This is a genomic window from Pseudonocardia xishanensis, from assembly GCF_039541715.1.
GTDB lineage: Bacteria > Actinomycetota > Actinomycetes > Mycobacteriales > Pseudonocardiaceae > Pseudonocardia > Pseudonocardia xishanensis.
In genome coordinates, this window is the sequence record NZ_BAABGT010000069.1 from 1 (window position 1) to 20,560 (window position 20,560).

Sequence of the window (20,560 nt, forward strand, 5' to 3'; positions counted from 1 at the left end):
TCGCGCGCAGGGCGTCGGCCGCGTCCGCCGTGCGCCGGGCGGCCGGGTCCGGCGTCGACGGCGGCCGGACGTCCGCGGGCTCGACGGCCGCGCCCGGGGGCGGTACCGGGTGCGGTACCGGCTGCAGTACCGGGGGCGGGCCCGCCCAGGTCGGCCCGGTCTCCCGGACCTCGGCGAGCAGCGCGGGCACCCGCTCGGGCGGGAGCGGACCGTCGGCGCACCGCGCGTCCAGCAGCCGGAAGCGCGCGAGCACCGCCGGATCCCCGATCTTCACGCGCCTGCCGCTGACCAGCTGCGACAGCATCGCCGGGCTCACCCCGACGGCCGCGGCCAGCTGCGCCTGGGTCAGGCCGAGCGCACGGACCATCCGGTGCACCTTCTCGCCGATCGGCGCACCGTAGAGCGCGCGCTGCCGCGCCCGGCTCTCGGCCAGCCGCCGTTCGGGATCCACACCGGCGATGCTGACATCCGGACCCCCGTGCGCGGGGCGGAACGGAGAAACCGCTCAGGCCCCGAGCAGCTTCCGGGTCTGCGCCACGTCGTCCTTCATCTGCGCGATCAGCGGCTCGATGCCGTCGTAGCGCTCCATCCCGCGCAGCCGGTGGGCGAACTCGATGCCGACCTCGTGGCCGTAGAAGTCCTCGTTCACGTCCAGCACGAAGGCCTCCACGGTCCGGACCCGGCCGGAGAACGTCGGGTTCGAGCCGACCGACACCGCCGATGGCAGCCGCCGGTCCCCCAGCAGGAACCAGGCCGCGTACACGCCGTCCGCCGGGAGCGCGGTGTGCGCCGCGCAGGACACGTTCGCGGTGGGGAAGCCCAGCTCACGGCCGCGCTTGTCGCCGTGCACGACCACGCCGTCCACCCGGTGCAGGCGGCCCAGGGCGGCCGCGGCGGCGTCCATGTCCCCCGCGTCGATGCACGAGCGGATGTAGGTCGAGGAGAAGGTGACCCCGTCGTCCGTGATGAGGTCCAGCCCGTCCACCGCGAAGCCGAAGCGGGTGCCGAGCTCGCGCAGCGTGTCCAGGTCCCCCGCGGCCTTGTAGCCGAAGGTGAAGTTGGTCCCGACGACCACGACCGCGGCGTGCAGGGTGTCCACCAGCACCTCGTGGGCGAACTCCGCGGGATCCATCCGGGCCAGCTCGCCGGTGAAGGGCAGCACGCAGAAGGCGTCCGCGCCGATCTCGGCGACCAGGTCCGCGCGCCGCTCGAGGGTGGTCAGCGCGGCCGGGTGGGAGCCCGGGCGGACCAGCTCGGCGGGGTGCGGGTCGAAGGTGACGACGACGCTGCGCAGGCCGCGCTCGCGCCCGACCTCCACCGCCCGCTCGATGAGCTGCCGGTGCCCGCGGTGCACGCCGTCGAAGACCCCGATGGTCACGACGCTGCGGCCCCATCCCGAGGGCACCGCCTCGAGTCCACGCCACCGTTCCACGATCGCCAAGCCTACGGAACGGGCCGGCTCACGACCCCGCGGGGGCGAGGACGACGACCGGCTTGGCCGCCTCGCCCGCGTCCGCCATCAGGGCGAGCACCCGGCCGTCCGGCGCGAAGACCCCGTACGTGCCCGGCAGGCCGGCCGCCACCAGCCGCTTCCCGTGCGAGACGTCCGTGGCGCCCGCGGCGTCGACGTCCCGCCGCGGGAAGGCGGTCGCCACCGCCCCGGCCAGGTCCAGCGACAGCGAGGGATCGGCCTCCAGCTGCTCGAGCGTACGGGCGTGGGTGAGGTCGAAGGGCCCGACCCGGGTGCGGCGCAGCGCGGTCAGGTGCCCCCCGACGCCCAGCGCCGCGCCGAGATCGCGGGCGAGCGCGCGGACGTAGGTCCCCGACGAGCACTCCACGACGACGTCCAGGTCGGCGCCGCGGCGCTCGAGCAGGGTGAACGCGGAGACGGTGACCGGACGGGCCGGGATCACCACGTCCTCCCCCGCGCGCACCCGGGCGTAGGCCCGCTGCCCGTCGATCTTCACCGCGCTCACGCTCGACGGGACCTGCCGGATGTCGCCGGTCAGGGCGGCGATCCCGGCCGCGACCGCCTCGTCCGTGACGCCCGCCGGATCGGTCTCGTGGACCGGTGAGCCCTCGGCGTCGTCCGTCGTCGTGGACACGCCGAGCCGGATGGTCGCGGTGTACGCCTTGGTGTCCAGCGCGAGGTGCCCGAGCAGCTTGGTGCCGCGGTCCACCCCGCAGACCAGCACGCCGGTGGCCATCGGGTCGAGCGTGCCCGCGTGGCCGACCTTGCGGGTGCGCAGGATGCGGCGCAGCCGCGAGACGACGTCGTGCGAGGTCATCCCGCCGGGCTTGTCGACGACGACGAGTCCACCTGCGACGAGATCACGGTCCGGCACAGGGGGAGGCTACTTCCCGAGCCGGTACCCCACCCCACGCGCCGTCACGATGACCTCGGGCCGCCCCAGCTTGGACCGGACCAGCCCGACGTGCGCCTCCAGGGTCCGCCGCGCCGAGGCGTCCGCCGAGCCCCACACCTCGTCGAGCAGCTCGTCTCGGGCCACCACGGCGCCCTCCCGCCGGGCGAGTGCCGCCAGCAGGTCGAACTCCTTGCGCGCCAACGCGATCTCGGCCCCCGCGACGGCGACCGACCGGCGCGCCAGGTCGATCTCGACGTCCCCCGCGACGACGGACGGCGCCACCCCGAGCCCCCGCGTGCGGCGCAGCACCGCGTCGATCCGGGCCAGCAGCTCCTCGATCAGGAAGGGCTTGACGATGTAGTCGTCCGCCCCGTTGCGCAGCCCGGCCACCCGCGCCTCCACGGCCCCGCGCCCGGTGACGGCGAGGATCGGCACCCGCGAGACCTCGCGGATCCCGCGGCACACCCCGATCCCGTCCCGGTCCGGCAGGCCCATGTCCAGCAGCACGACGTCCGGCGCGGACTCCCCGACCGCCGCGAGGGCCGCCGCCCCACTGGTCACGTGGTGGACCCGGAAGCCGTTCGCACCCAGCGCCTTCGCCACGGCGGCGCCCAGCACGGGATCGTCCTCCACCAGCAGTGCCCGCACGTCCGATTGCTCCCGTCCCGCGCCGAGGGTCTCTCCGCAGGCCCTGATCCTGCGAAACCTCAACGCCCGCCCAATTATGGACGCGCACACCCTGACATGGCGGGCGTCACGTTCCTACCGTGCCGAGGAGCAGCGGACGTCGAGGAGGACGAGTGGCTACCACCGAAGCAGTGCAGGGAACCCCGCGGAAGAAGCGCTTCTACACCCAACTCTGGTTCTGGGTGATCGTCGGCATTCTCGGCGGCGTCCTGTTCGGCATGATCGCACCCGACGCGGCCAAGGGCGCCAAGTGGCTGGCCGACGGCTTCATCCAGATGATCAAGGTGATCGTCGCGCCGGTGATCTTCTGCACCGTCGTCGTCGGGATCGCGTCGATCGGCAACCTGGCCCGCGCGGGCGGGCTGGCCCTGAAGGCCCTGTTCTACTTCCTCGTCGCGACGGTCGTGGCGCTGACCATCGGGCTGCTCGCCGCGAACGTCTTCGACGTCGGCGGGGGCTTCACCGGGCAGCCGTCGGAGTCGGCGCTGGCCTCGGCGGCCAAGCAGGTGGAGAGCGGCTCGAGCGCCGACCAGGGCGGCCTGACCGGCTTCCTGCTCAACGACCTGCTCCCGACCAGCTTCCTCGGCCCGTTCGTCGAGAACGAGGTGCTGCGCGTCCTGGTGCTGGCCATCCTCACCGCCTGCTCCGTCTCGCTGCTCGCCGCGCCGCTGCGCAAGCGGGTGGTCGGCTCGATCGAGACCATCGCCAAGGTCATCTTCGGCATCATCAAGCTGATCATGTGGGCCGCGCCGGTCGCCGCGTTCGGCGGCATGGCCTACACCGTCGCGCAGTTCGGCACCCAGTCGCTCGGTGAGCTGCTGAAGCTGATGGGCGTGTTCTGGGGCACCTGCGCGTTCTTCATCTTCGCGGTGCTCGGCCTGGTGTCCCGGTGGGCCGGGTTCAACATCTTCAAGGTCATCCGGCTGATCAAGGACGAGCTGCTGATCATCGTCGGCACGTCGTCGTCGGAGTCGGTGCTGCCGCGGCTGCTCACCAAGCTGGAGGCGGCGGGGGCGTCGAAGCAGACCGTCGGCCTGGTCATCCCGACCGGCTACTCGTTCAACCTCGACGGCACCTGCATCTACCTCACCCTCGGCGCGCTGTTCATCATCCACGCGGGTGGCGAGACGCTCCCGATCGGCCTGCAGATCGGCCTCGCCCTGCTCATGGTCCTGACGTCGAAGGGCGCGGCGGGCATCACCGGCGCCGGCCTGGTGACCCTCGCGGCCTCGCTGCAGGCCTTCGGCGGCCAGTTCTTCACGGCCGAGGCCATCGCCGTCGGGATCGCGCTGATCATCGGCATCGACCGCGTGATGAGCGAGGGCCGAGCCATCACCAACTGCATCGGCAACGTGGTGGCCACGCTGGTCATCGCCCGCTGGAACGGCGAGCTCGACCGCGAGCGGCTCGCCGCGGTGCTGGACGACCCGTCGCTGGTCGACGCGGCGATGGAGCTGGAGCACGGGTCCGGTACGGACGTCGAGCCGTCGACGGACAAGGAGCTGGTCGCCGCCGGATCCGACACCGCGCGCTAGCCGGCACGGGCGACAATCCCGCCATGCCCCGCCGATCCTCCCAGCGCAGAAGGTCGGACCCTGCGAGCAGGTCCTCCGGCCGACGGTCGGACCCTGCGAGCAGGTCCTCCGGCCGACGGTCGGACCCTGCGAGCAGGTCCTCCGGCCGCCGATGGCCGGACCCTGCGAGCAGGTCCTCCGGCCTGGTCCGCCGCCTCCTGCTCCTGCAGGTGGTGACGGTGCTGGTGACGGTCGGCGGGGCTGCGGCGTTGGCGGTGGTCGGCGCCCAGCGGCTGGAGACCGACGCCGCCGAGCGGCTCACCGCCGCGACCGCGCAGACCGTCGCGACGGACCCGGCGGTGGTCGCCGCGGTGACCGCGGGCGGGGACCCGCTCGTCGTCGGGCGGAGCATGCAGCCGCTCGCCCTGCGGGTGCAGGCCGCGACGAACACGGCGTTCGTCGTGGTGATGAGCCCGGACGGGATCCGCTACAGCCACGCGGAGCCGGACCGGATCGGGCAGCGGTACGTCGGCACGATCGCCGAGGCCCGCGCCGGGCGGGTCTACTCCGAGCACTACCTCGGCACCCTCGGCCCCTCGGTCCGCACCGTCGTCCCCGTGTGGTCCGCGCCGACCGTCGGCCCCGCAGGCTCCGTCTCCGGAGGCCGGGTGGTCGGGCTGGTCAGCGTCGGCGTCCTGGAGACGCGGATCAGCGAGCTCGTGGCGCGCGAGCTGCCGTGGATCGTGGCCGTCGCGCTGGTCGCGTTCGCGGTCGGGTCCGTGCTCGCGTGGCTGCTCGCCCGCCGTGTCCGCAGGCAGACCCTGGGCCTGGAGCCCGAGGAGATCGCCGCCGCGTACACCCACCACGACGCCGTGCTCCGGGCCGTCCGCGAGGGCCTGATGGTGCTGGACGCCGACGGGCGGATCGTGGTGCTCAACGCCGAGGCGCGCAGGCTCCTCGGCTTCGCCCCCGACCAGCCGGTGGAGGGCAGGCGGCTGGTGGAGCTGGGCGTCGACCCGGCGCTGCGGGCGGTCACCCGGCTGGCGACGGGCGGCGCCGCGGACGTCCGGGACGCGCTCGCCCTCGCCGGCGAGCGGGTGCTGCTGCTGTCCCGCAGCTCCGCCGGGCCCCGCGCGGGCGAGGGGACCCGCGTCGTCACCCTGCGGGACCGGACCGAGCTGGCCGAGATCCTGCGGGAGCGAGACGCCGCGCGCGACCGGGCCCGGGCGCTGTCGAGCCAGGCGCACGAGTTCGCGAACCGGATGCAGACCGTGCTGACCCTGGTCCAGCTCGGCGACACCGAGGACGCCCTGCGGGCGGGCACGGCCGCCGTCGACCGGGCGCGCGGGCCGTCCGACCTCGTCGTGCAGGACCCCGTGCTCGCGGCGCTGCTGCTGGACAAGGTCTGGACCGCGGCCGAGCGGCAGATCGCGTTCACCGTCGCGGACGAGACCACCCGGGACGCCCCCGTCGGTGCGGACGACCTGGTGTCGCTGCTGGGCAACCTCGTCGACAACGCGCTCGACGCGGCCGCCGACGGCGGGCCCGACCCGGCCGTCCGGGTCACCCTGCAGGACGGCGCCGACGGCGGCTGGGTGGTCGAGGTGGCGGACACCGGGCCGGGCATCCCCGCCGCGGCCGCCGACGACGTCTTCGAGCACGGCTTCTCCACCAAGCCCGCCGCCCCGGACCGCCCCCGCGGCATCGGCCTCGCCCTGGTGGCCCGCATCCTGCGCAGGCTCGGCGGCGCGATCGAGGTCCGCCCGGCCGACCCCGGCACGGTCTTCCGGCTCACCCTCCCGGCCGCGGTGACCGGCGCGGTCCCGGTCAGCCCCGCACCGCGCCGGTGACGGCCCAGCGGCCGGAGCGGGCGCGCAGGCCCACCGCCACGAACCGGACCAGCATGAACATCGCCAGGCCCGTCCAGATCCCGACCAGTCCCCAGCCCGCGACCAGCGAGATCCAGATCAGCGGCAGGAACCCCAGGAGCGCGGCGGCCAGGGTCGTGGTGCGCAGGAACGCGGCGTCCCCGGCGCCGAGCAGTACGCCGTCGATCGCGAAGACCACCCCCGCGACCGGCTGCAGCGCCACGAAGAACCACCAGGCCTGCGGGACGGTCGCGAGGATCTCGGGATCGGCCGTGAACACCGCGGGCAGCACCGGGTAGAGGGCCGCGAACAGCACGCCGAACCCGATCCCCAGCCACAGCCCGTACCGCGTGACCTGCGCTCCGACGACCTTCGCGCGGTCCGCCCCGCCCGCCCCCAGCGCCGCGCCGACCAGCGCCTGTGCGGCGATGGCGACGGCGTCGAGCACGAGGGCCTGGAAGTTCCACAGCTGCAGGACGATCTGGTGCGCGGCCACGCTGGACGCCCCGAACCGGGCCGCCACGGCCGTCGCGGAGAGGAAGCAGGCCTGGAAGCCCGCGGTGCGCAGGATGAGATCGCGGCCCATGGACAGCTGGGCGCGGATGAGGTCGAACCGCGGCCGCAGCGGCACACCCTCGCGCAGCAGCGCCCGCAGGAACAGCGCGGCCACGATCACCTGCGCCGCGACGTTCGCGACGGCCGACCCCTCCAGCCCCCAACCGACGACGTGCACCAGGACCGGACAGAGGACGGCGGAGAAGGCGTTGCCCGCCAGCACGTACCGCAGCGGGCGGGCGGTGTCCTGCACGCCGCGCATCCAGCCGTTGCCCGCGAGGGTGACCAGGATCAGCGGCGCGCCGAACAGGGCGATCCGCAGCCAGCCGACGGCGGCGTCCGCGACGGGCCCGCCGTCCCCCAGCGCGTCCGCGACCGGCCGCGCCACCAGCTGCCCCACGCCCAGCACCAGCAGCCCGACCGCGAGCGCGACCCAGGTCGCCTGCACGCCCTCGACCACGGCCTCCGACCGGCGACCGGCCCCGTGCAGCCGGGCGGAGCGGGCGGTGGTCCCGTAGGACAGGAAGTTCAGCGCGGTCGTGACCTGCGCGAACAACACCCCGGCGACGGCGAGCCCGGCGAGCGGCACCGCCCCCAACCGCCCGACGACGGCGGTGTCCACCAGCACGTACAGCGGCTCGGCCGCCAGCACGGGCAGGGCCTGCAGCGCCAGCCGCCCCACGTCCCGTGGCGACGCCCCCGATCTCACGGGGTCATGCTGTCACGGGCCGCCTGCACACGTAGGCGTAGGCGGGCGGCACGTTGCGCCACACCGTGCGGGTGATGACGACCTCGTCGAACGCCTCGTGCAACAGCCTGCGGAAGCGGCGCGCGGAGCTCATCGCCAGCGTGTGGGTGTAGGCGAAGGTGGTGAACGCGCCCTCACCGCCGATCACCGCGCTGACCTGCGCCAGGATCGCGCGCTGGTCGGCCTGGCCGAACAACGACCACGGCAGCCCGGAGACCACCGCGTCCACCCGGCCCGCCTCGCGCGCGGCCAGCAGCGAGGTGAGCTCGCGGGCGTCCCCGTCCACGACCTCCATGCCGGGGCGGGACCGGCGCAGGTAGGCCGCCAGCGCGGGGTCCAGCTCCACCGCCAGGTGCCTGCCGCCCGCCGGCAGCCGGTCGGCGATCGGGGCGGAGACCGACCCGCTGCCCGGGCCCAGCTCGACGACGACGGGTGCCCCGTGCGAGGGGACCACGGACGCCAGGAGCCCGGCCAGCCGCGGCGAGCTCGGGAAGACGGCGCCGATCTGTCCGGGGCGGCGGACGGCGGCGGCCAGGAAGGCCCGTCGGGCGCCGGTGGTCGGGGTGCTCCCGGCCACGCCCGGATGGGCGGGGGCGGGAAGGGCGTGCTCAGAAGTCAAGCTGTCCTCCTCGTCACCCTCACCGTACGCACCGACGGGCGTGGTCGGGGTGAACACGGGGTGTCAGGTTCGTCCGGTATCGCCCAAAGCGGTGCGGATCGCCGCGAGGATCTCGGTCCGGCTGCCGGAGCGGGAGAACCCGGCCGCCCGGGGATGGCCGCCCCCGCCCAGCGCGACGGCCGCGGCCGCCACGTCCACGGCACCGCGCGAGCGCAGCGACACCGTCCACCGGTCCCCCGCCACCTGCTTGAGCACGGCGGTGACCTCGGCCTCGGTCGCCGTCCGGACGTGGTCGACGACGCTCTCGACCTCCTCGGGCCGGAACGCCTCGACCACCGCGCGCGGCACGGTCGCGTGCACCAGCCCGTGGCCGGCCCGAAGCCCGGGCTCCAGCTCGGCGGCCTGCAGGATCGCGCCGAGCGCGTGCAGCCAGGCGAACGGGTGGGAGTCGACGAGCCCGCGCATCAGCGGCTCGACCTCCACCCCCGCCTCGACGAGCTCCGCCGCGAGCCGGTGCGGCCCGGGCCCGCCGATCCGGAAGCCGACGGTGTCCGTGGCGAGCCCCGCGTACAGGCACGCGCCGACGGCCGGGTCCAGGTCCACGTCCATGAGGTCGAGGATGCGGTGCACCAGCACCACGGTGGCCTCGACGGTCGGGTCGAGGACCTGCACGTCCCCGAACCCGGGGTTCGACGCGTGGTGGTCCACCAGGATCGTGGTCTCCGCCGCGTCCACCCGGTCGGCCAGGATGCCGAGCCTGCGGCGGTCCGCGGTGTCGCAGCAGACCAGCACCTCGGGGGCCTCCGGGACGTCCGAGGGCCGGTGCAGCAGGCCCGCCACGTCCAGCGCCCGCAGGCTCTCCGGCGGGAGCTCGTCCGGTTCCGCGGCGCCGTAGGACACCATGACCTGGACCCCGCGTCGGTGCAGCGCCAGCCCCAGGGCCAGCGCCGAGCCGAGCGAGTCCGCATCCGGGTTCACGTGGCCGAGCAGGACGACCTGGGTGGCGGCGTCGAGGACGTCCGCGGCGGTCTCCACGGCCTCGTCCACGTCGCGGGCCCGGTCCGCGGCCAGCGCCCGCGCGACCTCGCGGGCACGGTCCGCGGCGCGGGCGCGAGCCCACACGGTCTCCCGCCCGGTGCTCACTCGTCGCCGTCGTCCGCGGCCTCGCGAGGGGCGCGGTAGGGGTCGGGGTCACCCGCCGGGCGCGCACCGGCTGCGAGCCGGGCCACCTCGGCGTCCGACGCGCGGGTGCGCGCCAGCAGCTCCTCCATGCGGCGGGCCTCGTCCGGGACCTCGTCGGTCACGAACGCCAGGCTGGGGGTGTGCCGGATCCCGGTGGCCTGGCCGACCATCGTGCGCAGCACGCCCTTGGCGCTCTCCAGCGCCGCGGCGGCGCCCGCGTTGTCCGGCGCCTCGTCGACGGTGCGGCCCAGCACCGTGTAGTACACGGTGGCCTCGCGCAGGTCCCCGGTCACCCTGGTGTCGGTGATGGTCACCATCTTCAGGCGCGGGTCCTTCACCTCGTGCTCCAGCGCCTCCGCGACGATCTGCGAGATCCGCTTCGACAGCCGTCGGGCACGGGCCTGGTCCACCATGACGCGCTCCTTACTCGTCCTCGGGTCCGAGCATCCGGTGCCGGGCCGACAGTAGTTCCAGCTCGGGGCGGCCTGCCACCAGGCGCTCGCACGCGGCGAGCACCTCGATGACATGGCCGTGGTCCGCCGCCACGCACGCGACCCCGATCAGGGCACGGCGGTGCAGGTCGAGATGCCCCGCCTCGGCGACGGACACCTCGAAGCGACGACGCAGCTCGGCCACGACGGGCCGCACCACGGAGCGCTTCTGCTTGAGCGAATGGACGTCCCCGAGCAGGACGTCACACTCCAGTGCTCCTACATACATGGGCGAGATGCGGCGGGGGCGGCCCGGGCTCGATCTCCCGGGCCGCCCCGCCGACTTGCTCAGGCGCGAGGCTTCTCGCGCATCTCGAACGTCTCGATGACGTCGCCGACCTTGATGTCGCTGTACGTGCCCAGGGTCAGACCGCACTCGAAGCCCTCGCGGACCTCGACCACGTCGTCCTTGAACCGGCGCAGCGAGCTGATCGGCAGGTTCTCCGCGATGACCACGGAGTCCCGCAGCAGGCGCCCGCGGGCGTTGCGGCGGATCTCCCCGCTCATCACGAGGCAACCGGCGATCGTGCCGAACTTCGAGGACTTGAACACGTCCCGCACCTCGGCGCGGCCCAGCTCGACCTCTTCGAACTCCGGCTTGAGCATGCCCTTGAGGGCCTGCTCGATCTCCTCGATCGCCTGATAGATCACCGAGTAGTAGCGGATCTCGACGCCCTCGCGGTTGGCCAGCTCCGTGGCCTTGCCCTCGGCACGGACGTTGAAGCCCATGACGATGACGTTGTCCGCGATGGCGAGGTTGATGTCGCCCTCGGTGATGCCACCGACGCCGCGGTGGATGACCCGCAGCTCGACGTCGTCTCCCACGTCCAGCTTCATCAGGGCGTCCTCGAGGGCCTCGACGGTACCCGAGTTGTCACCCTTGATGATCAGGTTGAGGGTGCTGGTCTCCCGCAGCGCGGCATCGAGGTCCTCGAGCGACACGCGCTTGCGGCGGCTGGCCAGCTCGGCGTTGCGCTCGCGCGCCCGCCGACGGTCCGCGATCTGCCTGGCCACCCGGTCCTCGTCCACGACGAGGAACGTGTCGCCCGCACCCGGGACCGAGGTCAGGCCGATGACCTGCACCGGACGCGACGGGAGCGCCTCGGTGACGTCGTCGCCGTGCTCGTCGACCATCCGCCGGACACGCCCGGAGGCGTCTCCCGCGACGATCGAGTCGCCGACCCGCAGCGTGCCGCGCTGGACCAGCACGGTCGCCACCGGGCCGCGGCCGCGGTCGAGGTGGCCCTCGATCGTGACGCCCTGGGCCTCCATGGACGGGTTGGCCCGCAGGTCGAGCGCCGCGTCCGCGGTGAGCAGCACGGCCTCGAGCAGCGCGTCGATGTTCGTCCCCTGCTTCGCGGAGATGTCGACGAACATCGTGTCGCCGCCGTACTCCTCGGCGACCAGGTTGTACTCGGTGAGCTGCTGGCGGATCTTGGCCGGGTTGGCGCCCTCGACGTCGATCTTGTTCACCGCGACCACGATCGGCACGTCGGCCGCCTGGGCGTGGTTCACCGCCTCGATCGTCTGGGGCATGACGCCGTCGTCCGCCGCGACCACGATCACCGCGATGTCCGTGGACTTCGCGCCGCGGGCACGCATGGCGGTGAACGCCTCGTGACCCGGGGTGTCGATGAAGGTGATCGGCCGGATGTTGCCGTCCAGCTCGGTCTGCACCTGGTAGGCGCCGATGTGCTGGGTGATCCCGCCTGCCTCGCCCTCGCGGACGTTCGCCTTCCGGATCGTGTCCAGCAGTCGGGTCTTACCGTGGTCGACGTGACCCATGATGGTCACGACCGGCGGCCGGACGACCCAGTCCTCCTCGTCCCCGTCGTCGCCGAAGGAGATGTCGAAGCTGTCGAGCAGCGCACGGTCCTCCTCCTCGGGGCTGACGACCTGGACGTTGTAGTTCATCTCGGTGCCGAGCATCTCGAGGATCTCGTCCGCGACCGAGGCCGTGGCCGTGACCATCTCGCCCAGGTGGAACAGCACCTGGACCAGGGCGGCCGGGTTGGCGTTGATCTTGTCCGCGAAGTCGGTCAGCGAGGCGCCGCGGGCCAGCCGGATCGTCTCGCCCTGGCCCTTGGGCAGGCGGACGCCACCGACCGAGGGGGCCTGCATCGAGTCGAACTCCTGGCGCTTCTGCCGCTTCGACTTGCGACCCTTGCGCGCCGGACCGCCGGGACGCCCGAAGGCACCCGCCGTGCCGCCGCGACCACGACCGCCGCCGCCACCGGGACGACCGCGGAAACCGCCGGCCGCGGGGGCACCGCCACCGCCGCCACCGGGACCGCCGCCACCGGGACGGAAACCGCCGCCACCGCCGCCGGGACGACCGCCCGGGCCGCCGGGACGACCACCGGGACCGCCACGACCCGCACCGGGGCCACCACGGCCACCGGGCGCGGGACGACCGCCCGCCGGGCGGGCGGGCATCATGCCGGGGTTCGGCCGCGGGGGCATGTTGCCCGGGTTCGGGCGCGGGCCACCGCGAGGAGCGTCACCGGAGCGCTGCGGCGGACGGGGTCCGCCGGGCGCACCGCCACCGGGCGCACCCGGACGCGGGGCGCCACCGGCCTGACCGCCACCGGTCTGGCCACCCTGGGCGGGCGGCGGGCCGGGACGCGGGGCCGCCGGACGCGGCGGGGCGCCGGAACCGACGCCGAACGGGTTGTTGCCGACGCGCGGCTGGCGCGGGCCGGGCCGCGGACCCGCGGAACGCGGGGGCACGGTGCCTGCACCGGAGCCGGTCGACGCGGCCGCCGGGCGCGCACCCTCGGTGCGCGGGCCTGGACGACCGCCCTCGGGACGGCCGCCCTGCTGACCACCCTGACCACCCTGCTGGCCGCCCTGGGGCGACTGCGGGCGCTGGGCCGGGCCGGGACGCGGTGCGGAGCCCGGACGGGGTCCGGGTGCCGCGGCGGGTCGCTCCTCGCGAGCGGGGGCCGCCGGAGCGGCACCGGCCGCCGGGGCCGCGGGCTGCGCGGGGGGCTCGGGGGTCGCCTGCTCGGGCTGGCGCGGACCGGGCCGCGGGCCTGGCGTGGCACCCGGGACGGGCGCCGGGCCCGGACGGGACGGGCCGGGGGTGGGCACGCCGGAACGCGGACCCGGCTTGGGGCCGGGACCGGGCGCACCGCCGGTGGGACGCGGACGGCCGCCACTGCCGGGGACACCCCGGGGCTTGCCGCCGCCGTTGCCCGCGACCGAGTCGCGCAGCTTGCGCGCGACGGGGGCCTCGACGGTGGAGGAGGGGGACTTCACGTACTCCCCCAGGTCCTGGAGCTTGCTCAGGACCTGCTTGCTGCTGATGCCGAGCTCTTTCGCGAGCTCATGCACGCGGGCCTTGCCTGCCACTGCTCTCCTTAGTCTGGATCAAGGAGGCCGGGCGGCAGGATCCGCTCGACCTCGAACCTAGAGTCGATGCACGTTCATGGTGCGATCTTCACGACTGGCTCATGACGGGTCGACCTTGTCTTCTGTGAGTGCCGGAGCCGGGACTGTCCCGACCCCCTGCTGTCGCTCGATGTGCGCCCGGACCGCCGCTCCGACCAACGGTCCCGGGACACGCAGTGCCCGTGGGAACGCCGACCGACGCTCGGCCCGGTCGAGACACTCCGACCGGAGGTGCAGCCAGGCACCCCGACCGGGGAGGCGTCCGCGCGGATCCGGGACCAGGGCCCCGTTCACCGCGACGACACGCAACAGACCGGTGGCCAGCTCCCGGGAACGACACCCGACGCATGTGCGAACGGGTCCCGCCGCCCGAGTGCGGGCCGCGGTCGAGTGTAGCGCGTCGTCCCTCAGCCGACCGACTCCGTCCCGGACGTCCCCGTCACGTCCGCCGCGACGGGACCGTCGTGCGCGTCGGAGTCGGCGGGCCTCTCCCGCGGGTCGGCGTCGCTGCGGATGTCGATCCGCCAGCCGGTCAACCGGGCGGCGAGGCGGGCGTTCTGCCCCTCCTTGCCGATGGCCAGGGACAGCTGGAAGTCCGGCACGACGACGCGGGCGGTGCGGGTCTTGGCGTCCACGACCGTGACGGACACCACCTTCGACGGCGACAGCGCGTTGCCGACGAACGTCGCCGGGTCGGCCGCCCAGTCGATGATGTCGATCTTCTCGTCGTGCAGCTCGCTCATCACGTTGCGCACCCGCTGGCCCATCGGGCCGATGCACGCGCCCTTGGGGTTGACCCCGGAGACCGTGGACCGCACGGCGATCTTGGACCGGTGCCCGGCCTCCCGGGCCACCGCGACGATCTCCACGGACCCGTCGACGAGCTCGGGCACCTCGAGGGCGAACAGCTTGCGGACGAGGTTCGGGTGCGTGCGGGACAACGTGATCTGCGTCCCGCGCATTCCCCGGCTGACGCCGACCACGTAGCAGCGGATCCGATCGCCGTGCTGGTAGGACTCGCCGGGGACCTGCTCGGTCTGCGGCAGCACGCCCTCGGTCTTTCCCGCCCCGCGGCGCGAGCCGTCCTCGAGCTGGACCACCACGACCCCGCGGGCGTTCGCCCGGGCGTCCCGCTGGATGACCCCGGAGACGATCTCGCCCTCCTGCGCCGCGAACTCGCCGTAGGTGCGCTCGTGCTCGGCGTCCCGCAGGCGCTGCACGATCACCTGGCGCGCGGTGGTGGCGGCGATCCGGCCGAAGCCCTCGGGGGTGTCGTCGAACTCGACGCCCGCCGTGCCGTCCTCGCCCACCTCGTGGGCCATCACCCGGACCAGGCCGGACTTGCGGTCGATGTCGATGCGGGCCAGCGGCTGGTGGCCCTCGGTGTGCTTGTAGGCGGTGAGCAGAGCGGTCTCGATGGCCTCGATCACGGTGTCGAACGGGATCTCCTTCTCCCGCTCGATCGCCCGTAGGGCGGCGATGTCGACGTTCACGCGTGCTCTCCGTTCCCGGCGCCCAGCGCCTCGACCTCCGCCGCGGGCGGCGGGTTGAACTCGACCTGCACCACCGCGCGCCGCACGTCGGCGTAGCGCAGCTCGCGGGCCTGCGGCCGCCTGGCCCCCGCGTCGACCACCGTGGCCGACTCCGGGCCCGCCGCACCCACCCGGACCTCGACGGTCTCACCGGACTCCAGCGTGACGCGGACCAGCCGCCGGTGCGCCCGCCGCCAGTGCAGTGGGCGGGTGAGCGGACGGTCCACCCCGGGCGAGGTGACCTCCAGTGTGTACGACCCGGCGATCAGGTGCTCGTGGCGGTCCAGCTCGGCGGCGGCCGAGCGGGAGACCACCGCGATGGCGTCCAGCGGGACGGCCGTGGCCTCGCCCTGCTCGGGCACGTCCACCACGACCTTCACCGTGTGCTTGCGACCGGCTGCCCGGACCTCGAGCTCGTCGAGCTCGAGCCCGGCGTCGGCGACGACGGGCTCCAGCACGCCGCGCAACGAGCCGGCGAGCTGCTCGGGTACTCCGGGGGGCATGGGTCTCCTCGGTCGGGGGTCGTGGCGAGATCAGGTCGGACGGCCGTCCAGCCTATCGCGCGCGGCCGGGCGGAGGGTCGGACCCGTCGCGCCGGCGGTGAGCCCCCGTACGGCAGGATGGCTGGCCGTGTCCCCCGTCGGTGTCGCCCCCCGCCTGTCCCGGCGGCGGGCGCTCGTGCTCCTGGGGGCCGCCGTCCCGGCCCTCGCGGCCTGCAGCACCTCCGCGGCGGACGCCGGGCCGGACCCGCTGATCCCCCTGGCCGAGCGCGCCCGCACGGACGTCGCGCTGGTCACGGCCGCGATCACCGCCGACCCGGGGCTCACCGGCGTCCTGGACCCCCTGCGCTCGGCGCGGGTCGACCACGCCGACGCGCTGCAGAAGGAGATCGACCGGCTCGCGGGCGCCACCACGCCGACGGCGGCCCCGCAGGCCGCGGCCCCCTCGGGCGCCGCGGACATGGCGGCGGTCCGGCAGGCGGTGGACGCGGCGGCCCGCGAGGCCACCGGGCTGATCGGGGGCCTGCCCGTTGAGCGGGTCGGGCTCGTCGGCTCCGTCGCCGCGTGCTGCTCCGCGTACGCGACCGTCCTGGGGAGCCCGGCGTGAGCGGCACCCAGCTGGACGCGGGGGCCGTCTCGGCCCTGCAGGGCGCGCTCGCCGCCGAGCACGCGGCGCTGTGGTCCTACACGCTGATCCTGGCGTTCGTCCCGGCCGACCAGGCCGCGGTGGCGCGCACGGACATCATCGCGCACCGCACGCTGCGCAGCCAGATCGAGCAGACCCTGACGGACGTCGGGGCCCGCCCGGTGTCCGCGCAGCCCGCCTACACGACCCCGGTCCCGGTCACGGACGTGCTGTCCGCGGGCAGGCTGGCCGTCACCGCGGAGGCGGACGCGCTCGGCGCATGGCGGTCGGTGCTGGAGCACACCACGAACGTCCAGCTGCGTGCCGCGGCCTTCAAGGCGCTGGCCGAGGGCACCGCCCGCGCGGCCCGCTGGCGGCTGGCCACCGGCACCACCCCGGTGATCCCGAGCCTGCCCGGCATCACCCGCTGAGCGCCCCCAGGGCGCGGTCCACGTCCTCCTCGGTCGAGTAGAGCGCGAAGGACAGCCGCGCGCCCCCGCCCCGGGTCGTCGCCGCGACGCCCGCCTCGGCCAGTCGCGCGGCCGCGTCCGGCACGGTGACGTGCACGATCGCCGAGCCCGCCTGCTCCAGACCCAGCCCCGCCCGGAACCGGTCCGCCAACCCGACGCAGTGCTCGCGGACCTTCTCCCGGTCCAGCTCGGCGAGCCACCCGAGCGACTCCGCGGCGCCGACGTGGCAGTACCAGGCGGGCGAGGCGTCCAGGCCGCGCGCGGTGGCGGCGAGCACCGGCGGCAGGCCCGACGTGCTGCCCCAGGCGTCCTCGGCGGCGTACCAGTTCGCGGCGTGCGGCACGAGCTCCAGATCCGGCCGCACGGCCATCCAGGCGGCTCCGCGCGGCGCGAACAGCCACTTGTAGCAGGCCCCGACGACGGCGTCCGCCCAGTCCAGGCTCAGCGGCAGCCAGCCCGCGGCCTGCGTGACGTCCAGCAGGACGGTGGTGTCCCGCCGGGCCCGCAGCGCGTCCAGGTCCACCAGCCGCCCGTCGAGGGACTGGACGACGCTCACCGCGATCACGTCCGCGTCCGCCTCGGGCAGCCGCTCCAGCGGCACCTCCGTCACCGTGATCCCACGCTGCTGCACCGCGAACGGGAACGAGACGCTGGCGAACTCACCCTCCGCGACCGCGACCCGCGACCCCGCCGGGGTGGCCGCCGCGACCAGCCCCACCAGGGGCGACACCGACCCGCCGACCGCGACCCGGTCCGCGGACACGCCGACCAGCTCGGCGAAGGCCGCCCGGGCGCGGGTGACCACGCCGTCGAAGTCCGTCGCGCGGCCCACCCCGGTGCGCCACTCCTGCAGGGCCGCGGAGACGGCGTCCGCCGCCTGCCGGGGCGGGACACCCACGCTCGCGGTGTTCAGGTAGCCGTCGCCCACATCGAAGGACTGTCCGAAAGCCTCGCGCACGGATCGACCCTACGCTCGGGCCCATGCACACCGAGCTGATCGAGATCCGGACCGGCGGCACGGAGCGGGTGGTCGACCTGACCCGGCGGATCGAGGAGTTCCTCGGCGGGCTCGGCGACGGTCTGGTGAACGTCTGGGTCCCGCACGCCACCGCGGGCGTCGCCGTGATCGAGACCGGCGCGGGCAGCGACACCGACCTGCTGGAGGCGCTGCGCTCGCTGCTGCCCGCGGACGACCGCTGGTCCCACCGGCACGGCTCCCCCGGCCACGGGCGCGACCACGTGCTGCCCGCGATCATCGCCCCGTCCATGTCCGTGCCGGTGCTCGACGGCCGGATGGCGCTGGGTACCTGGCAGTCCGTCTGCCTGGTGGACACCAACGTCGACAACGCGGTCCGCACGGTGCGGCTGTCGTTCCTGGCCGGATAGTGATCACGCCGAGACCCGGCCGGGTTAACCTCCCAGCGTGACCGACCCGGCAGGACCAGAGGGGGACGAGACCCGTGTGGTCCCCGCCGGCGACCCGACTTCCGTCGGGGTGCCGCAGTACCCCGGGCAGGCCCACGCGGGGCAGCCGACCGACACCTCCTGGCGGCCCCCGCCCCCGCCGCCGGCCCCGGTCCGCGCCGAGCACACCGGCCGCTGGATCGCCGCGCTGTCCGCGGTGGTCGTGGTGGTCGCTGGGCTGCTCGGCGCCGGGATCTGGCTGGTCACCCGCTCGCTCGGGCCGTCGGTGCCCGCCGGGTACCGGGCCGTCGACACCCCGTACCTGAGCTACGCGGTGCCCGAGGACTGGGCGCCGGTCGAGGGGGAGGCCTCGCGGATACTGGGCGTCACGTTCACCGGCGGCGCGGACGGGCCGCCCTACACCTGCCGCGGGGACGGCTACCGGCGCGGGCTGGTCACCAGCACGCTGGTCCGCAGCGACTCGGACCCGGCCTCCGTCGCCACCCGGTTCGCCACCCAGCTCGGCCGGACGTTCTACACCGACACCGCCGGTCAGGCGCCGCAGGTCGAGCTGTCCCCGCCCCGCACGACGGCGGCGGGAACCGTCGTCGAGGCCACCGTCACCACCGCCGTCGACGACGGCTGCCTGGCCACCCGCGGCGTCGTCGCGGTGCTGGCCGCCCCCGTCGAGGAGGCGGGCGGGACGGCCGTCCTCGTCGCGAACGTGGACACCGTCGGCGGGCCCGCGGACTCGCCGCTGCCGGACCCCGCCATCGTCACCGAGGTCGTGGACAGTGCCGGCTGAGCGTCGGCACGGGTAACACCGGTGCGCGATCGGCCGAGAGCCGGGGAGGGAGGCGGTGTGGAGGGCAGCACGTTCGGCCCGTACACGATCGAGGAGCTGCTCGGTCGCGGCGGGATGGGGGAGGTCTACCGGGCCTTCGACACCGAGACCGACCGCGAGGTCGCGCTGAAGGTGCTACCCCCGCACCTCGCGGACGACCCCGAGTACACGGAGCGGTTCCGCCGCGAGTGCCGCTCGGCGGCGAAGCTGCGGGACCCGCATGTCGTGCCGATCCACCGGTACGGCGAGATCGACGGCCGGCTCTACCTGGATATGCGGCTGGTCTCCGGCAGTGACCTCGGCACCCGGCTGGCCGAGCGCGGTCCGCTCTCCCCCGCCGCCGCGGTGTCGGTCGTCTCGCAGATCGCCTCGGCGCTGGACTCCGCGCACGCCGAGGGCATGGTGCACCGGGACGTCAAGCCGTCGAACATCCTGCTGACGGGGCCCGAGGACAACCCCGTCGAGCTGTTCGCCTACCTGTTCGACTTCGGCATCGCCAGCTCGACGGGTGTGTCGGCGGGCGACGAGCAGCTCACCCGCAGCGGCACCGTCCCCGGGTCGGTCGCCTACCTGGCCCCGGAACGCTTCCACGGCGTTCCCGCCGACCCGCGGGTCGACGTGTACGCGCTGGCCTGCGTGCTCCACCAGTCGCTCACCGGCAAGCCCCCCTTCGCCGGCGACCTGCCCACGCTGATGCACGCGCACCTGCACCTGCCGGTGCCGCTGATCGACCGGGCGGACGTGCCCGCCGGGCTGGACGACGTCGTCGCGCGCGGGATGGCCAAGGACCCCGCCCACCGCTACCCGACGGCGGGGGCGCTGGCCGCCGCCGCCCGCGCCGCCGTCGACACGGGGCCGGTCGCCCTGGCGCCGCCCACCGCGACCGACACCCCGCGGCCGTCCACCTTCGGCGCCGGCACCTGGACCCCGGGCGCCCAGGGCCCCTCGGACCCGCGGGGCTCGGCCGGGTCGAACCCGCAGGGCGCCTGGGCGGGCTCGGACCCGCAGGGGCGCGCGCCCTCCGGTCCCGGGTGGGGACAGCAGAGCGGGTCCGGCTGGGGCGGCCCGTCCGATCCCCGGTGGTCCTCGCCGCAGAACCCGGTGGAGACCCGCCGCTCCGGGATGTCGACGGCGGCGCTGGTGGTCCTGGTCGTCGCGCTGGTCGTGCTGCTCGGCGGGCTCGGCACCGCGGGCTGGTTGCTGATCGGGCGGGTGAGCGGCGGGGGCACCCCCGCGACCCCCACGGCGCCCCCCACACCGACCCCCACGCCGACCCCGCAGACCGTCCCCGGCGCGGAGCCCGGCTCCGGGGACGCCGCACTGCTGGCCGCCCTCCCTGCCGGTTTCTCCGCGACCAACTGCACCCCGGACGTCGGCGTGGCCGCGAGCATCGGCGGCACGTCCTACCTGGCCTGCGAGAACGGACCCGCGGACGGCCCGGACGGCGCCACCTTCAGCCGCTACGACCAGCAGAGCCTGCTCGACGCCGGGTTCGACGGCGCCGCCACCGCCGCGAACGTCCCGCAGAAGCAGGACGCCCAGCACGCGGACTGCCGCACCGGCGTCTCGCTCGCCACGGGGTACGCGGTGAACGACAAGTTCGCCGGGCGGGTGGGCTGCTACCTGGACCCGAGCGGCGCCGCCTACCTGTTCTGGTCGGACAACGCCGCCCTGTCCTTCGGCTACCTGCGCCGCACGGACGGCAACGCGGCCGTCCTCTACGACTGGTGGGTCGCCCACGACTTCGCCCGCTGACCCACGG

21 protein-coding genes are annotated in these 20,560 nt (G+C 74.9%); 7 read left to right on the forward strand and 14 right to left on the reverse strand.

Annotated elements, in window-relative coordinates; genetic code table 11:
• From ABD993_RS21855 to ABD993_RS21870, 4 genes are all read right to left on the reverse strand, one after another.
• Nucleotides 1–451: helix-turn-helix domain-containing protein (locus ABD993_RS21855; RefSeq protein ID WP_345421508.1), on the reverse strand; the 451-nt coding region annotated here is incomplete at its 3' end.
• Nucleotides 452–505: 54 nt separating this feature from the next.
• Nucleotides 506–1,432, reverse strand: a complete 927-nt coding sequence (locus ABD993_RS21860; protein WP_345421511.1) for a bifunctional riboflavin kinase/FAD synthetase — start codon at nucleotides 1,430–1,432, stop codon at nucleotides 506–508.
• A gap of 28 nt (nucleotides 1,433–1,460) precedes the next feature.
• Nucleotides 1,461–2,345, reverse strand: coding sequence for a tRNA pseudouridine(55) synthase TruB (gene truB / locus ABD993_RS21865; RefSeq protein WP_345421516.1), 885 nt, complete (start codon nucleotides 2,343–2,345; stop codon nucleotides 1,461–1,463).
• 9 nt (nucleotides 2,346–2,354) lie between these two features.
• Nucleotides 2,355–3,014 carry a response regulator transcription factor gene (locus ABD993_RS21870; protein ID WP_345421519.1) on the reverse strand — a complete coding sequence of 220 codons (660 nt, stop codon included), beginning with the start codon at nucleotides 3,012–3,014 and terminating at the stop codon, nucleotides 2,355–2,357.
• Between the two features lie 152 nt (nucleotides 3,015–3,166).
• On the opposite strand from ABD993_RS21870, the gene ABD993_RS21875 reads away from it, so the two are divergent.
• Together ABD993_RS21875 and ABD993_RS21880 are read left to right on the forward strand one after the other, a co-directional pair.
• Complete coding sequence (locus ABD993_RS21875) at nucleotides 3,167–4,588, forward strand: cation:dicarboxylate symporter family transporter (protein WP_345421522.1); 1,422 nt, start codon at nucleotides 3,167–3,169, stop codon at nucleotides 4,586–4,588.
• A 218-nt stretch (nucleotides 4,589–4,806) separates the two neighbouring features.
• The gene (locus ABD993_RS21880) at nucleotides 4,807–6,417 is read left to right on the forward strand and encodes a sensor histidine kinase (RefSeq protein WP_345421525.1); all 1,611 of its coding nucleotides are present in this window, start codon (nucleotides 4,807–4,809) and stop codon (nucleotides 6,415–6,417) included.
• Here the strand turns inward: ABD993_RS21880 and ABD993_RS21885 are convergent.
• The 9 genes from ABD993_RS21885 to rimP all read right to left on the reverse strand — a co-directional run bounded on the left by ABD993_RS21885 (nucleotide 6,395) and on the right by rimP (nucleotide 15,458).
• The gene (locus ABD993_RS21885; protein ID WP_345421528.1) at nucleotides 6,395–7,699 is read right to left on the reverse strand and encodes an MATE family efflux transporter; all 1,305 of its coding nucleotides are present in this window, start codon (nucleotides 7,697–7,699) and stop codon (nucleotides 6,395–6,397) included. The genes ABD993_RS21880 and ABD993_RS21885 overlap by 23 nt on opposite strands.
• Nucleotides 7,700–7,703: 4 nt before the next feature.
• Nucleotides 7,704–8,315: a class I SAM-dependent methyltransferase gene (locus ABD993_RS21890; RefSeq protein ID WP_345421924.1), complete on the reverse strand. Its 612-nt coding sequence runs from the start codon at nucleotides 8,313–8,315 to the stop codon at nucleotides 7,704–7,706.
• A gap of 105 nt (nucleotides 8,316–8,420) precedes the next feature.
• Nucleotides 8,421–9,404, reverse strand: a complete 984-nt coding sequence (locus tag ABD993_RS21895; protein WP_425569102.1) for a DHH family phosphoesterase — start codon at nucleotides 9,402–9,404, stop codon at nucleotides 8,421–8,423.
• Between the two features lie 92 nt (nucleotides 9,405–9,496).
• Nucleotides 9,497–9,952 carry a 30S ribosome-binding factor RbfA gene (rbfA, locus tag ABD993_RS21900; protein WP_345421534.1) on the reverse strand — a complete coding sequence of 152 codons (456 nt, stop codon included), beginning with the start codon at nucleotides 9,950–9,952 and terminating at the stop codon, nucleotides 9,497–9,499.
• A gap of 10 nt (nucleotides 9,953–9,962) precedes the next feature.
• Nucleotides 9,963–10,259, reverse strand: coding sequence for a DUF503 domain-containing protein (locus ABD993_RS21905; RefSeq protein ID WP_345421537.1), 297 nt, complete (start codon nucleotides 10,257–10,259; stop codon nucleotides 9,963–9,965).
• A 59-nt stretch (nucleotides 10,260–10,318) separates the two neighbouring features.
• Nucleotides 10,319–13,384, reverse strand: coding sequence for a translation initiation factor IF-2 (gene infB, locus ABD993_RS21910; protein ID WP_345421540.1), 3,066 nt, complete (start codon nucleotides 13,382–13,384; stop codon nucleotides 10,319–10,321).
• A gap of 99 nt (nucleotides 13,385–13,483) precedes the next feature.
• On the reverse strand, nucleotides 13,484–13,834 hold the full coding sequence (locus ABD993_RS21915; protein WP_345421927.1) for a YlxR family protein: 351 nt from the start codon (nucleotides 13,832–13,834) through the stop codon (nucleotides 13,484–13,486).
• A complete protein-coding gene (nusA, locus tag ABD993_RS21920) occupies nucleotides 13,831–14,916 on the reverse strand; it encodes a transcription termination factor NusA (protein WP_345421543.1) in 1,086 nt (361 codons plus the stop codon). Before nusA ends, ABD993_RS21915 begins: the two co-directional genes overlap by 4 nt.
• Nucleotides 14,913–15,458 carry a ribosome maturation factor RimP gene (rimP, locus tag ABD993_RS21925; protein ID WP_345421546.1) on the reverse strand — a complete coding sequence of 182 codons (546 nt, stop codon included), beginning with the start codon at nucleotides 15,456–15,458 and terminating at the stop codon, nucleotides 14,913–14,915. The genes nusA and rimP overlap by 4 nt, the downstream gene beginning before the upstream one ends.
• 127 nt (nucleotides 15,459–15,585) lie before the next feature.
• Here rimP and ABD993_RS21930 point away from each other — a divergent pair, with 127 nt between their 5' ends.
• Both ABD993_RS21930 and ABD993_RS21935 read left to right on the forward strand, forming a co-directional pair.
• Nucleotides 15,586–16,062 carry a hypothetical protein gene (locus ABD993_RS21930; RefSeq protein WP_345421549.1) on the forward strand — a complete coding sequence of 159 codons (477 nt, stop codon included), beginning with the start codon at nucleotides 15,586–15,588 and terminating at the stop codon, nucleotides 16,060–16,062.
• The gene (locus ABD993_RS21935) at nucleotides 16,059–16,511 is read left to right on the forward strand and encodes a ferritin-like domain-containing protein (RefSeq protein WP_345421552.1); all 453 of its coding nucleotides are present in this window, start codon (nucleotides 16,059–16,061) and stop codon (nucleotides 16,509–16,511) included. The genes ABD993_RS21930 and ABD993_RS21935 overlap by 4 nt, the downstream gene beginning before the upstream one ends.
• Here the strand turns inward: ABD993_RS21935 and ABD993_RS21940 are convergent.
• Complete coding sequence (locus ABD993_RS21940; RefSeq protein ID WP_345421555.1) at nucleotides 16,501–17,508, reverse strand: aminotransferase class V-fold PLP-dependent enzyme; 1,008 nt, start codon at nucleotides 17,506–17,508, stop codon at nucleotides 16,501–16,503. The genes ABD993_RS21935 and ABD993_RS21940 overlap by 11 nt on opposite strands.
• A gap of 23 nt (nucleotides 17,509–17,531) precedes the next feature.
• Here ABD993_RS21940 and ABD993_RS21945 point away from each other — a divergent pair, with 23 nt between their 5' ends.
• From ABD993_RS21945 to ABD993_RS21955, 3 genes are read left to right on the forward strand one after another with little or no spacing between them, the layout of a single operon-like run.
• Entirely contained in the window at nucleotides 17,532–17,936 is a 405-nt protein-coding gene (locus ABD993_RS21945) for a secondary thiamine-phosphate synthase enzyme YjbQ (RefSeq protein ID WP_345421558.1), read from the forward strand.
• A 37-nt stretch (nucleotides 17,937–17,973) separates the two neighbouring features.
• Nucleotides 17,974–18,759 (forward strand): DUF8017 domain-containing protein, encoded by a 786-nt coding sequence (locus tag ABD993_RS21950; RefSeq protein ID WP_345421560.1) that lies wholly within the window; start codon nucleotides 17,974–17,976, stop codon nucleotides 18,757–18,759.
• A 57-nt stretch (nucleotides 18,760–18,816) separates the two neighbouring features.
• Nucleotides 18,817–20,553, forward strand: coding sequence for a serine/threonine-protein kinase (locus ABD993_RS21955; protein WP_345421563.1), 1,737 nt, complete (start codon nucleotides 18,817–18,819; stop codon nucleotides 20,551–20,553).
• Nucleotides 20,554–20,560: the final 7 nt, after the last annotated feature.